Below are 14,212 nucleotides of genomic sequence, written 5' to 3' on the forward strand. Positions count from 1 at the left end.
GATGACTATTCCCTGATATCGGTTAGTAGGCCCACTTTTGGAATACCGGCCTGACTTAACTCATCTAACAACAACACTACCTCTGCGTAAGGGGTAGCTGCATCACCGCCTACTGCCACTGGCGAGTTTGGATTGATCGACAGTTCAGCTCGAACGCGAACAATAATGTCTTGTAAGCTAAGGCCTCTTTGCATGTCTTCGTTATTAACGCTCAAACCAAAATTCCCATCACGGTCGACTTCAACAATGATAAAACTTGCGTCGCTGTCACCGGCTAGCTCTGTTGCTGGCTTGGCGGTGGACGTTTTTGGTAGTTCTACATCCACACCTTGAGTGACGAAGGGTGATGTCACCATAAAAATGATAAGTAGAACTAGCATAACGTCGATATAAGGAACGACGTTGATTTCACATGTCAGCTTGCGTTTCTTTGGTTGGTAGCCAGCCATTACTGCTCCCTACCCGCCATTGCTTGTCTATGCAGGATACTGTGGAACTCTTCTGAGAAGGTCGCATAGTTGTGCTCCAATTTGCCTACTTTATTGCTGAGTCGGTTGTACGCCATTACTGCCGGGATAGCTGCGAATAGGCCCATTGCTGTTGCGATCAGTGCTTCCGCGATACCAGGTGCTACCATCGCTAGTGTGGCTTGTTTTACTTCACCCAATGCGATGAACGCGTGCATGATGCCCCAAACGGTACCAAAGAGACCGATATATGGAGAGATAGAACCAACGGTTGCTAAAAATGGTAGGTTTGTCTCTAGATCTTCTACTTCGCGAGAAACGGCAACACGCATCGAACGCCCCGTTCCTTCCATAATGAAAGCTGGTGATTCAGCGTTAGATTTACGAAGTCTTAAAAACTCAGTGAAGCCGCTATAGAAAATCTCTTCCGTACCAGAAAGGTCGTCTTTTCTTTTTTTCACATCTTGGTAGATCTGCGAAAGATCGGCACCTGACCAGAACTTATCTTCAAACTCATCGGAGTCTTTAGTAGCCTGTTTTAGTACCTTGCTGCGTTTGATGATCATCGCCCAAGATACGACTGACATCCCAAGCAGAATCAACATTACCAATTGAACCAGTAGACTTGCCTCTAGAATGAGGTCCACAAACGAAATATCAGCCGTCACTGTTTTTTAACTCCAATAAGATAGTCGAAGGGATAGCCTTCGGCTTCATTTTTATATTATCGATACATGCCACTTTAACGAGAGCCTTTGCAATTGTCACATTTTGCTCATCAACAATTTCTTGTTGAAATGTTAATGACGCTCGTTTGAATTCAGAAATATGTGTCTTCACTGTGAGGTGGTCGTCTAGCCGTGCACCGCGGATAAAATCAATATCGATATGACGAACGACAAAGCCGACTTGTTGGTCAAGCAGCTGACGTTGATGTACGTTTCTGCTACGAAGCAACTCGGTTCTAGCGCGTTCAAAGAAATTGAGATAATTCGAATGATAGACCACGCCGCCTGCGTCGGTGTCTTCATAATAGACGGTGACGGGGAATTCGAAATACGGTGATAACTGAGACAAACTGGTAACTTCCTAATGAATACTGCGCTCTAATATAACGCAAGTGATTGTGTTTGTTATAAGAGCTGACAAAAAATTTTGAATAAAGTGCCAAAATTTACACTCAACTGATGAAGTTATTAGCAGTTTCGAAAGTTTGTTTGTTTCAAAAGGTAAAAAACCCGAGCATAGCTCGGGTTTTCTTTAGATAACGTACATTAACGTTAAGTAACTCAACACAGTTAGTGACAAGTACGGACTGAACACCGCTTGCCAGAGCCAGAACCTCGGTCGGAATCCGACTCCAAACACCATGCTGGCACAAACAGACAATACAAATAACAATCCTAAGAATGGCGAGAAGCCACCAATGGCGTCAGCGTATTGGTCTGGACTCCACATAAACAAACCGACATTTACAAAGCCGAGTATCAGGGATAAGACGCGCAATAGCGTCTTATCTACTGGTTTGTGGAGTTGCTCTAACTGTTGGTTAAGGTTACTCACTATCTTCGTCCATCATCTCACTATGCTCTAGCCAAAGAGCATTGATGATGCCAAATGCACACGCAAGTAATACACCTAAAATCCAAGCGAAATACCACATATCAAATGTTCCTTAGTAAAGTGAATTTTTGTTTTCTTCGATGAACTTGTCATCAAGACGACCAAACATCTTGTAGTAAGTCCAAGCTGTGTAGCTAAGAATTACTGGAACCATTACGAACGCTACCGCTGTCATTAGGTTCAGAGTCAACTCACTTGAAGTCGCATCCCACATAGTCAAACTATGGTTAGGGTTTAGGCTACTTGGCATTACGAATGGGAACATTGCAAAACCAGCCGTAAAGATGATGCCGCCGTTCGCTAGAGAAGAAGCAATGAACGACACTGCACATTTCTCTAGACGAGAAGCCAGTACTGCTAGTAGTGGCATCACCACACCTAGTGCTGGAGCAATCCAAAGTAGTGGGTACTTTTCAAAGTTCGCCATCCATGCACCTGCTTCACGAACCACTTCTTTGTTAAGTGGGTTCGATGCTGCATTGCCGTCAATTGCGCTTACGATTGAATAACCATCAATGTTTTGGATCCAGAAACCTGCTGCTACGAAAGCGGCAACAACCAGTAAGCCCATTAGCTGTGCTGTGTTGCGAGCACGTGTATGGATGTCACCTGTTGTCTTCATTTGTAGCCAAGTTGAGCCTTGTAGCAAAATCATGAACAAGCTCACTAGACCACAAAGTAGCGCAAATGGGTTTAGCAGACCAAAGAACGAACCGTGATACGTTGGCATCATGAATTCACTCAGTTGGAACGGTACACCTTGTAGCAAGTTACCAAATGCCACACCAAAGATGATTGGTGGAACAAAACCACTGATTGAGATAGCGATGTCCCAAGCGTTACGCCATTTGGTGTCTTCTAGCTTTGAACGGTAGTCCAGGCCGATTGGACGTAGCCATAGCGCCGCTAGCGTCACAATCATTGCGAAGTAGAAACCGGAGAATGACGTTGCATAAACAAGTGGCCATGCAGCGAATAACGCACCACCAGCTGTGATCAACCATACTTGGTTACCATCCCAGTGAGGGGCAATCGAGTTGATCATTACACGGCGTTGGCTGTCCGTTTTACCTAGGATAGGCACTAAAGCACCTACCCCCATATCAAATCCATCGGTGATTGCGAAACCAGCCAATAGTACGCCGATCAGAATCCACCAGATGAGTCGTAAGACTTCGTAATCAAACATTCTTTTTCTCCTTGCTTACGCTTCTACTTGGCGACTAACTTTGTTCTCTACCGTTTCGTCATTTTGTTCGAAATGGTAACGACCAGTCTTCAAGCTACTTGGACCTTTACGTGCGAATTTCACCATCAAGTAAACTTCAGCAATTAGGAACACAGTGTAGAGGGCGATGATTGCGAACAGTGAAGACCATAGCTGGCCTACCGTTAACGCTGACGCGGCTACGTGAGTCGGTAGAATTTCACCAACAGCCCACGGTTGACGTCCGTATTCAGCAACAAACCAACCTGCCTCGATAGCGATCCAAGGTAGTGGGATACTGAATAGCGTTGCTTTGAGAATCCATCTCTTCTGTTCGATTTTTTGACGACATGTTTGTACAAACGCTGCGCCGAATACGAATAGCATGATAAAGCCACAGGCAACCATGATACGGAATGACCAGAATAGTGGCCAAACTTTAGGGATTGAGTCATCCGCTGCTGCTTGGATTTGGTCTTCAGTCGCATCAACAACTTTGTCTGTGTAGCGTTTAAGTAGTAGACCGTAACCTAGGTCATCTTTCACTTCATCAAACGCGGCAACGTTAGCTTCGCTGCGGTCACCTGCACGAAGTTTTTCTAGCAGCTCGTACGCATACATACCGTTACGAATACGATCGACGTGCTCTTCTCGTAGGTCACGAAGACCAGTTACTGGAGTATCTAGAGAACGCGTTGCGATAATACCCATTACATATGGGATCTTAACCGCGAAGTCGGTGTGCATTTCTTCTTGGTTTGGTAAGCCAAACAGAGTAAATGCTGCTGGTGCTGGCTCAGTGTGCCACTCTGCTTCAATAGCTGCGAGTTTCACTTTTTGAACATCACCCAGCTCGTAACCTGATTCATCACCAAGTACGATTACCGATAGGATAGATGCCATACCGAACGAGGCTGCGATAGCAAACGAACGACGAGCAAATGCAACATCACGACCTTTAAGTAGGTAGTAAGAGCTGATACCTAGGATGAACATTGCACCCGTTGTATAGCCTGATGCTACTGTGTGAACAAACTTAACCTGAGCTACTGGGTTGAGTACTACCTCAGCAAAGCTCACCATTTCCATACGCATGGTTTCAAAGTTGAACTCAGCGCCTACTGGGTGTTGCATCCAACCGTTCGCAACAAGGATCCAGAGTGCAGAGAAGTTCGAACCAAGTGCAACTAACCATGTAACGGCTAAATGCTGACGTTTTGAGAGCCTATCCCATCCGAAGAAGAAAAGTCCGACAAAAGTGGATTCGAGGAAGAAGGCTACGAGGGCTTCGATAGCAAGCGGGGCACCAAATATGTCGCCAACATAATGGGAATAGTAAGACCAGTTGGTACCAAACTGGAATTCCATAGTAAGACCGGTGGCAACACCTAGAGCGAAGTTAATACCAAATAGCTTACCCCAGAACTTTGTCATGTCCTTGTAGATTTGCTTATTGGTCATTACGTAGAGGGACTCCATGATGGCTAGCAGGAATGCCATACCGAGAGTCAATGGAACGAACAAGAAGTGATACATTGCCGTGAGTGCAAATTGCAGTCTCGACAGATCAACAACGTCTATCATGGTAACTCCTTTTGTGTCAGCTGAACGACACTTTCTACATTTAGCTTCAAGGACTTTGTTTAATAGACATTAAACTTGTTGAGCAAATCATCATCCTTGTTGCAAAAATGTACCTCAATGGTTAGTTAATTGTTAAGCTTGCGCTAATATAGCTGGCGCTAATATTACTGGTAAATTGAGTCGGTTTCAAAAGGTTTATTTACAGAGTTGCTTTGATTTACATCAATAAACACAAAGAGTTGATTGTACGATCTTTAATCACATTGATGCAGATCAATTTCAATGAATTTATGTAAGCAAATTAACGGAAGTGTGAAGGGAAGGAAGAATTGGGAATACCCCTTTAGTAGCAAGGGATTATAGCGTGAAGTGTTAGCTATATGAAACAAAATTGGACTTCAAATCACACAAAAACATAGATATGGCAAATAAAACAAAGCCGCATATTTGCAATATAAATTTACAATAATGCGGCTTAATAATTATTCACAAAAAGGAACTATTTGGATGAAATCTGACAATTATCAATGTTTGTCGATACCGAAGTGTAAATAAGCTCGGTCAGACGCGATACGACCACGTGGTGTACGTTGCAAATAGCCTTGCTGTATCAAATACGGCTCAATCACATCTTCGATGGTGTCTTTCTCTTCACCAATGGCTGCAGCTAGGTTATCGAGACCTACAGGACCACCTGCGAACTTCTCCATAATTGCTAGCAAAAGCTTTCTATCCATGTAGTCAAAACCTTGATGGTCGACATCAAGCATATTCAGTGCTTTGTCTGCGATGTCTGCACAAATATGTCCATTGCCTTTCACTTCCGCATAATCTCGAACGCGACGTAGTAGACGGTTGGCAATACGAGGTGTACCACGAGCACGACGAGCAATCTCCAACGCGCCCTCTGGTTCCATTGACAAGCCAAGGCAAGACGCGCTGCGTTGCACGATCTTTTGCAGATCAGCAATTTTGTAATATTCCAAGCGCTGAACAATACCGAAACGGTCGCGAAGTGGTGAAGTTAATGAACCAGCTCTGGTTGTCGCGCCAATCAAAGTGAACGGAGGCAAGTCAATCTTAATAGAGCGTGCAGCAGGACCCTCGCCAATCATGATATCCAGTTGGTAGTCTTCCATCGCGGGATACAAAACTTCTTCAACCATTGGACTTAGACGGTGAATCTCGTCAATGAACAAGACGTCATTTTCTTCGAGGTTGGTCAACAGCGCAGCCAAGTCTCCTGCTTTCTCAAGCACCGGACCGGACGTGGTGCGAATGTTCACTTCCATTTCATTGGCGACGATATTGGCTAAGGTTGTCTTACCCAGACCCGGAGGACCAAATATCAACAAGTGATCAAGCGCCTCATTACGCAGTTGTGCCGCTTTGATGAAAATTTCCATCTGGTCACTAACATGCTCTTGGCCTTCATAATCGGCCAGTTTTTTAGGACGTATTGCTCGGTCAATCACGTCCTCATCTTTGAAAACAGGATTTTCAGGCGCTATTAAGCGATCGGCTTCAATCATGTCACGCTGTCTCTTTGCTATTCATTCAGCTTATTTAATAAAGGTGAGATTTGAATTCCCACTACTTAAACCATAGCACGCAGTGCTTCACGAATCAGCGCTTCGCTGGTCATATCTGGTTTCGCAACTTGAGAAACTACTTTTGATGCCTGAGTAGGTTTATAGCCCAACGCAAGCAGTGCACTGACCGCTTCTTCTTCCGCGTTGTCAGCATTCATAGCACCAACACTATCAACTGGTGCAGCGTCAGTCGCAGGCGTAAACAAGTCACCCGCACCCCAACCTTTCAAACGATCTTTCATTTCAACAACTAGACGCTCAGCTGTCTTTTTGCCGACACCAGGTAGCTTAACCAGAGTAGAAATGTCTTCACGCTCTACACACGCAACAAACTGAGTAGCCGACATGCCGGATAGGATACCAAGACCAAGTTTTGGACCAACACCATTGGCTTTGATGACCTCTCTGAACAGTGCACGTTCACGGACGGTATTAAAGCCATAAAGTAATTGCGCATCTTCACGTACTACAAAGTGAGTGTAAATGATCGCCTCTTGGCCAATTTCAGGTAGTTCGTAGAAACAGCTCATCGGCATTTGAATTTCGTAGCCAACGCCGCCCACTTCAATTAACAGTTCTGGCGGTTGCTTTTCGATTAGAGTTCCACGTAATCGTCCTATCACAGTTCAATGTCTCATGTTAGTTGCAATAGGGCTTAGGATATAGAATAACTGGATAGGTATCCAGTTATTCTAAGTAAAATTTAAGGCATGACAGAGCGTAGGCGCTCGGAGAGTTCAGTGCCCTCATGGATTTGCTGACCAAGCTGATCACTAATCGTCTGAATGTCTTCGGCAATCGCTTTACTGCCGACAACAGACTCCGCCACATCACTGCTTGCTTGGTCTAATTCGCCAATGGCTAAATTCTGCTGAGTGACCAACTCACTGAGCTCGGTAATTTCTGAAGAGATGGTTTGCACCTGTTCTATCATCATACTCAACTCAGAGACTGTGGTTTGAATGGTTTTTTGTCCGGAGTTGATTTCTTGCTGACTGTTGTTGATAAGAGTGCGAATCTCATCCACTGAATTACTAGTTTTAGACGACAATTCTCTGACCTGCTCAGCAACGACGGCGAAGCCACGACCATGTTCACCTGCCCTTGCTGCTTCAATAGCAGCATTTAACGCAAGCAAGTTGGTTTGCTCTGCCACGGAAGTAATCAGCTCAATAACCGACACCACTTTCTGATTACTGTTATCGATATTGGTGATGGCCTGCGTCGAAGCATTCAGCATTTCCGAGCTGCTCTCTGCTTGCTGCTTTATTGAATCGGTTTGGGTAATCACTTGCTCCATAAAGTTCACCGACTCTTGAGTGAACGACGACAGCTGTTCCAATTGCTGACTCATTTCCTCTGCGGCACTGGCTTGAGAAGCGCTGTTAAGGCTCAGTGACTGTACGTTACTTGTCAGTTGTGTAGATTGCGTGTTCACTTGATGAATCACTTCATCTAACTCTTGAACACTTTCGTTAACAGCAAGTAGCATGCTATCGAGTTTCTTCTCTCCTTCTGACGCTTTTTCTGCTTGTAACGCACTCTCTTTTTGCGCTTTTTCAGCGCGTGAAATCGCACTTTCTTTCTGTTTTGAAGTAAAACTTTGCGCGAAGCAAATGACAAAGAGCGGCAGTAACATGCCAGACCAAATCTCTATATTCTGCTTAGATGCCGACAAGTTAATCGTTGGGAATTGATAGCCGGAAGTATGCAAATAGGTCATCACAGCGGATACCGCTAGAATCCCGACGCTCCACGTTAATGCCATAACACGAGATGCGGAAAGATAGAAGGCTACGATCAACAGTGGTGCCCAGAACGCCTGCGTCGAATCAACGATGCCACCGCTTTGGAAAATAATATTCACCGCATGCAACACCATACCAAAGAAACCGATATTCAGTGCAAGTGTGATCATCTTACTAAAACGAAGCACTGCTAAAGCAGTAACTTCGACCAAGATCAACGCGATAGAGGTGAGAAATAGAGACGCATGACCATTGGATTGCCACTTAATCGCGCTGTATAAACCAACCACCAAAGCCACAACTGAGAAGACCGCGGTGATTTCCGCTTTACGAAGGGTGTTACGAGAAAGGCTATCCGAATTATTGATAAAATAATGCCACATGCCGTTGGAGTTCCTTGTTATTTGATTATTCGGACATTTGGTCCTTTGAATTGACTCATCGGACCAATATTAGGAAGTTAACAAATAATTAACAAGGAGAATTAGGCGAAAAGCTCTAAAAGTGTGGACTGGCTATCGTTAAAATTATCGGTATGGCGTTTATATCGCCACGCTTCCTTAATGGCTTCATGCGATTAATTTGATTAGCGATAACGCCCTTTTTTTGCGCCTGTTGCTTTACCCGCTAAAGCAACAAGTGTTTTGTTGGTGTTTGCATGACAGATTGCAACACCTAAGGCGTCAGCCGCATCAGCTTGAGGTTTGGACGGCAATTTCAGCATTGCCATAACCATGTGCTGAACCTGTGCTTTATCTGCTCCACCCGTGCCCACTACCGCTTGCTTGATTAAGCGTGCTGCGTATTCGTAGACAGGCAAGTCATTATTCACCGCGGCAACAATTGCGCTGCCTCTGGCTTGTCCTAACTTAAGCGCTGAATCAGCGTTTTTAGCCATAAACACCTGTTCAATAGCAAACACGTCTGGCTGAAATTGAGTAATGATCTCACTCACACCTGCGTAGATTTGTTTGAGTCTGCCCGGTAACTCTGCTTCTGATGTACGGATACACCCACTACCGAGGTATTGCAAATGGCGACCCTGCTGACGAATTACACCATATCCGGTGATACGTGAGCCAGGGTCGATTCCTAGTATTATTGACATGATTTCTCGTTAATTACTCAAGGCTTGCTGCGACTTCGTCAGAGATATCACCGTTGTGATAGACCTCTTGCACATCGTCAAGGTCTTCCAGTGCGTCAATCAAGCGCAGTAATTTTGGTGCAGTCGTCTCATCAAGCTCCGCTTTGGTTGACGGCACAAGTGTCACTTCTGCATTGGCGGCTTGGTACCCAGCGCCATCTAGCGCATCTTTCACTGCACCAAAGTCAGCAGGTGTGGTGTAAACATCAATAGCGCCATCGTCTCCGGTTTCAATATCATCAGCACCACCTTCTAGTGCGACCTCCATCACTTCGTCTTCATCCAGACCTGGAGCATAAGAGATGACGCCCTTTTTATCGAATAGGTAGTTCACACTCCCGTCAGTACCAAGGTTGCCCCCTGCTTTAGAAAATGCGTGGCGTACGCCAGATACGGTTCGATTACGATTGTCGGTCATGCATTCCACCATGACTGCCGTTCCACCGGGACCGTAACCCTCGTAGATGACCGTTTCCATGTTGTCATCGCCTTCCCCACCAGCACCACGACTCACGGCACGATTTACCGTATCACGAGTCATATTGTTGGAGAGTGCTTTATCAATAGCGGCACGAAGACGAGGGTTGTTTTCAGGTTCACCACCACCTTCTTTAGCGGCAACGACAATTTCGCGAATCAATTTAGTGAAGATTTTGCCGCGCTTGGCATCTTGCGCTGCTTTACGGTGACGAATATTCGCCCATTTACTATGACCTGCCATAACAAATCCTTTGAGTTCTATGAAGTTGGATTACTTTTTATGTTGGTATAACTATACAGATTTTGGAAACAAAAACTCCCGCTGTTGCGGGAGTTTTGGGTATGTTGTGATCTTGGGTTTTAGTTTTGGTGCTCGCGGTTAGAAGATCCCTGCATACGCAGGGATGACAACAGCTTGAGCACACCAAAGGTTGATGTGTCATTCCTGCGCAGGCAGGAATCTACCCAAGACATGCGACCTAACTAAAAAACCACGTCGTACCTTAAGAGTCTTTCTTCTCTTTCGCTGCCGTCACAGCAATCGCTAGCTCTTCAAGTGCTGCTGGGTTTGCTGCACTTGGTGCATCTGTCAGTAGACACGCTGCCGCGGTTGTTTTCGGGAATGCGATTACGTCACGGATGTTTTCCGTACCGCAAAGTAGCATCACGAGACGGTCAAGACCGAATGCAAGGCCTGCGTGTGGTGGTGTACCAAACTTAAGTGCATCTAGTAGGAAACCAAACTTCTCACGTTGCTCTTCTGCATCGATACCAAGGATCTCGAATACTGCTGCTTGCATTTCTGCGTTGTGGATACGAACAGAACCACCACCTACTTCATAGCCGTTTAGAACCATGTCATACGCGTTTGAGTTTGCTGCCGCTGGGTTCGCTTTTAGCTCTTCCGCAGTCATGCCTAGAGGAGACGTAAATGGGTGGTGCATCGCGTGCAGGTTACCCTCGTCATCTTCTTCGAACATTGGGAAATCAACAACCCAAAGTGGTGCCCACTTAGACTCATCAGTAAGCTCAAGATCCTTACCAATCTTAAGACGAAGTGCGCCCATTGCTTCAGCAACCGTGTTCGCTTTGTCTGCACCAAATAGGATGATGTCGCCAGACTCAGCTTCAGTGCGCTCAAGAATACCGTTGATCACTTCTTCGTTTAGGAACTTCGCTACTGGAGACTGGATACCTTCCATACCTGCGGCACGGTCGTTAACCTTCATCCACGCAAGACCTTTCGCGCCGTAAATACCAACGTACTCTGCGTAACCATCAATTTGCTTACGAGTTAGAGAAGCACCGCCTGGTACACGGATAACCGCTACGCGACCTTTTTCGTCGTTAGCTGGGCCTGAGAACACTTTGAATTCAACGTCTTTTAGTAGATCAGCAACGTCTACTAACTCAAGCGGGTTGCGTAGATCTGGCTTATCTGAACCAAAACGACGAATCGCTTCAGAGAAAGGCATAACTGGGAACTGACCTAGGTCTACGTTCAATAGCTCTTGCCACATATCGCGAACCATTTTTTCTGTCACTTCACGAACTTGATCCGCAGACATAAAAGAAGTTTCGATATCGATTTGAGTAAATTCAGGCTGACGGTCAGCACGCAAGTCTTCATCACGGAAGCACTTAACGATTTGGTAGTAACGGTCGAAACCAGACATCATCAGCAGCTGCTTAAATAGCTGTGGTGATTGAGGTAGTGCGTAGAACGAGCCTTTGTGAACACGGCTAGGCACTAAGTAGTCACGTGCACCTTCTGGTGTCGCTTTAGTTAGTACTGGTGTTTCGATGTCTAGGAAGCCATTTTCGTCAAGGAAACGACGAACAAAGCTTGATGCTTTAGCGCGCAGCTTAATACGATCGCTCATTTCTGGACGACGAAGATCGATGTAACGATACTTGAGGCGCTGCTCTTCAGTATTGGTTTGGTTGAAGTCTAGTGGCAATACATCACTGCGGTTGATGATTTCAAGGCCAGTTGCCAAGATCTCAACCTCGCCAGTTGCCATGTCTTTGTTAACTTGGCTTTCTGGACGAACACGAACTTCACCAGTCAGCTTGATGCAGAATTCGTTGCGAAGTTGGTTTGCCACTTCGTAAGCATCAGCCATATCTGGATCAACAACTACCTGAACGATACCTTCACGATCTCGCATATCGATAAAGATAAGACCGCCTAAATCTCGGCGACGGTTTACCCAGCCGCACAGTTCTACAGTTTGTCCTGCAAGGGACTTGTTCAGGTGACCACAGTAATGGCTACGCATAGTGAATTTCCCAATTTCCAATAGTGATAATGAAACGTATAGTATGGGCGAGTGACTATTATCTAGCCAACTTACATTACACCCATAAAATCAAAGGTTCATTTATACTCGGAAAATCGTCTAAAATCGACCTAATTTGACAGAATTGTTGTGTTTAATTGCCAGTTGCGGCACTAGAACTCTTGAAATGGATAAAATATCAACAAATCCTGTTGATACGACTGAAGCTAGAACATTGCAATCAATACACGAGATGCCATAGATGGAAACGAAAGCAAGGGAAGATGATGAGCGAGCTTAAGTTAAGATTGGGTTTAACCATGTGGTCACACAGTGATTGGCAGCACTCATTCTATGGTAAAGGTACCAAGCCAAATGAGCGCTTGGAGCGTTATGCATCTGTTTTTCACACTGTGGAAGGCAATACCACCTTTTACGCTACACCGAATAATTCTACTGTCGATAGCTGGAATCGTGCGACTCCTGAAGATTTCCGGTTTACCTTCAAACTCCCAAAACAGATCACCCACGAGCAAATGCTCACTCAATGCCGAGCAGAGCTAAACAACTTCCTCAAAGTTATGGAACCGCTGCACTCGAAAATTGGTATGTGGACGATTCAGCTTCCGAGCAGTTTTGCTCCCGAACAACTCGCATCACTGCAATCTTTTTGCCAGTGGTTCCCTAGCGACATGCCGTTGGGGGTTGAGGTTCGCCATTTGGGATTTTTCAATAAATCTGATGACGAACGACGGTTTAACCAATGGTTAATGGAGCAAAATATCGACCGCATTATTATGGATAGTCGTCCTGTTTTCGCGGCCAAGCCGGATACCCCTGCCGTCATCGATGCTCATGAAAAGAAACCAAAAGTACCTGTTCACGCTATTGCAACCGCAGAACATCCAATGATTCGCTTTATTGGTCACCCAGATATGGAACAAAATCTTCGCTTCTTTAAGCCTTGGGAAAACAAACTTGCCGAGTGGGTTCAACAAGGTAAGCAGCCTTACGTTATGATTCATACTCCTGACAATGTCGAAGCGCCTGAGCTTGCCATTAAGCTTTATGAAGTGCTAAGCCAGCATATGGCGACGCTACAAATAACGCTTTCCCCACTCAACGCAATTCCAGCATTGCGCGACGATCATCAAATTTCAATGTTCTAATTCATTACTGCGTGTCTATCTCTCACTGATTTGACCTAACACAAGTTGCGATACAGCTACGTAGGATGACTTTTCTTGATGAATAACGTAAAATGCGCGCCTTTTTTATTGCCTCTGAACTTGTACTTAGCAAAGCGCTGAACCAAGTTTAGGACTGAGTGAGACCGCATGGGGAACAATGATATGCAGAACAAAGATACGATATTCTCTGCACCTATCGACAAAATTGGTGACTTTACCTTCGACGAACGCGTAGCGGAAGTCTTCCCAGATATGATTCAACGCAGCGTGCCGGGTTACAGCAATATTATTTCTGCTATTGGAATGCTGGCTGAACGCTTTGCAAAGCCTCACTCCACTATTTATGACTTAGGCTGTTCCTTGGGCGCTGCTACGCTATCTATGCGTCGTAACATTACTCAAGAAGGTTGCCAAATCATTGCGGTCGATAACTCTCCAGCTATGGTTGAGCGTTGCAAACTTCATGTGAATGCTTACCGCTCTGATACTCCAGTTAGTGTCGTTGAAGCTGATATTCGTGATATTGATATCACCGACGCATCCGTTGTGGTGCTTAACTTTACGCTTCAATTTTTATCTCCAGAGGATCGCAGAACTCTGCTTGAAAAGATCTACGCGGGTTTGCGCCCGGGCGGTATTTTGATCTTATCTGAGAAATATGTGTTCGAAGACGAAAGCGCCAATGAACTATTGATCGATTTGCATCATGACTTCAAACGCGCCAATGGCTACAGCGAGCTCGAAATTAGCCAAAAGCGCAGCGCCATTGAGAACGTCATGCGCCCAGACTCAATTACAATGCACAAAGCACGCTTTGAAGAGATCGGTTTTAGTAGCTGTGAAGTTTGGTTCCAATGTTTCAACTTCGGCTCTATGTTTGCTATTAAATAGC

Annotated in this window: 15 protein-coding genes; 2 read left to right on the forward strand and 13 right to left on the reverse strand. The window is 45.3% G+C overall.

Annotation, left to right across the window (positions count from 1 at the left end; genetic code table 11):
• Positions 1–5: 5 nt before the first annotated feature.
• The 13 genes from VME0621_RS13365 to aspS form a co-directional block, all read right to left on the reverse strand.
• Positions 6–449 (reverse strand): ExbD/TolR family protein, encoded by a 444-nt coding sequence (locus VME0621_RS13365; protein ID WP_006075295.1) that lies wholly within the window; start codon positions 447–449, stop codon positions 6–8.
• Entirely contained in the window at positions 449–1,135 is a 687-nt protein-coding gene (gene tolQ, locus VME0621_RS13370) for a protein TolQ (protein ID WP_006075294.1), read from the reverse strand. Before tolQ ends, VME0621_RS13365 begins: the two co-directional genes overlap by 1 nt.
• Positions 1,125–1,544, reverse strand: coding sequence for a tol-pal system-associated acyl-CoA thioesterase (ybgC, locus tag VME0621_RS13375; RefSeq protein ID WP_062460279.1), 420 nt, complete (start codon positions 1,542–1,544; stop codon positions 1,125–1,127). The genes tolQ and ybgC overlap by 11 nt, the downstream gene beginning before the upstream one ends.
• Positions 1,545–1,727: 183 nt before the next feature.
• Positions 1,728–2,030: a cyd operon protein YbgE gene (gene ybgE / locus VME0621_RS13380; protein ID WP_006075292.1), complete on the reverse strand. Its 303-nt coding sequence runs from the start codon at positions 2,028–2,030 to the stop codon at positions 1,728–1,730.
• Positions 2,023–2,130, reverse strand: coding sequence for a cytochrome bd-I oxidase subunit CydX (gene cydX, locus VME0621_RS13385; protein ID WP_006075291.1), 108 nt, complete (start codon positions 2,128–2,130; stop codon positions 2,023–2,025). The genes ybgE and cydX overlap by 8 nt, the downstream gene beginning before the upstream one ends.
• A 12-nt stretch (positions 2,131–2,142) precedes the next feature.
• On the reverse strand, positions 2,143–3,279 hold the full coding sequence (gene cydB, locus VME0621_RS13390) for a cytochrome d ubiquinol oxidase subunit II (protein WP_062460281.1): 1,137 nt from the start codon (positions 3,277–3,279) through the stop codon (positions 2,143–2,145).
• 15 nt (positions 3,280–3,294) lie between these two features.
• Positions 3,295–4,881, reverse strand: coding sequence for a cytochrome ubiquinol oxidase subunit I (cydA, locus tag VME0621_RS13395; protein ID WP_038230109.1), 1,587 nt, complete (start codon positions 4,879–4,881; stop codon positions 3,295–3,297).
• Between the two features lie 524 nt (positions 4,882–5,405).
• On the reverse strand, positions 5,406–6,413 hold the full coding sequence (gene ruvB, locus VME0621_RS13400) for a Holliday junction branch migration DNA helicase RuvB (protein ID WP_006075045.1): 1,008 nt from the start codon (positions 6,411–6,413) through the stop codon (positions 5,406–5,408).
• 65 nt (positions 6,414–6,478) lie between these two features.
• Entirely contained in the window at positions 6,479–7,096 is a 618-nt protein-coding gene (gene ruvA, locus VME0621_RS13405; protein ID WP_006075044.1) for a Holliday junction branch migration protein RuvA, read from the reverse strand.
• An 80-nt stretch (positions 7,097–7,176) separates the two neighbouring features.
• The gene (locus tag VME0621_RS13410) at positions 7,177–8,604 is read right to left on the reverse strand and encodes a methyl-accepting chemotaxis protein (protein ID WP_062460283.1); all 1,428 of its coding nucleotides are present in this window, start codon (positions 8,602–8,604) and stop codon (positions 7,177–7,179) included.
• A 203-nt stretch (positions 8,605–8,807) separates the two neighbouring features.
• Positions 8,808–9,329, reverse strand: a complete 522-nt coding sequence (ruvC, locus tag VME0621_RS13415; RefSeq protein WP_006075042.1) for a crossover junction endodeoxyribonuclease RuvC — start codon at positions 9,327–9,329, stop codon at positions 8,808–8,810.
• Between the two features lie 13 nt (positions 9,330–9,342).
• Complete coding sequence (locus VME0621_RS13420) at positions 9,343–10,089, reverse strand: YebC/PmpR family DNA-binding transcriptional regulator (protein ID WP_038230107.1); 747 nt, start codon at positions 10,087–10,089, stop codon at positions 9,343–9,345.
• Between the two features lie 262 nt (positions 10,090–10,351).
• Positions 10,352–12,130, reverse strand: a complete 1,779-nt coding sequence (gene aspS / locus VME0621_RS13425; protein ID WP_062460285.1) for an aspartate--tRNA ligase — start codon at positions 12,128–12,130, stop codon at positions 10,352–10,354.
• Positions 12,131–12,417: 287 nt separating this feature from the next.
• Between aspS and VME0621_RS13430 the strand changes: the two genes are divergently transcribed.
• Together VME0621_RS13430 and cmoA are read left to right on the forward strand one after the other, a co-directional pair.
• Positions 12,418–13,299: a DUF72 domain-containing protein gene (locus VME0621_RS13430; protein ID WP_062460409.1), complete on the forward strand. Its 882-nt coding sequence runs from the start codon at positions 12,418–12,420 to the stop codon at positions 13,297–13,299.
• A 183-nt stretch (positions 13,300–13,482) separates the two neighbouring features.
• Positions 13,483–14,211, forward strand: a complete 729-nt coding sequence (cmoA, locus tag VME0621_RS13435) for a carboxy-S-adenosyl-L-methionine synthase CmoA (RefSeq protein WP_038230180.1) — start codon at positions 13,483–13,485, stop codon at positions 14,209–14,211.
• The last annotated feature ends 1 nt before the right edge of the window (position 14,212 follow it).

It is taken from the genome of Vibrio mediterranei (assembly GCF_900088415.1).
GTDB lineage: Bacteria > Pseudomonadota > Gammaproteobacteria > Enterobacterales > Vibrionaceae > Vibrio > Vibrio mediterranei.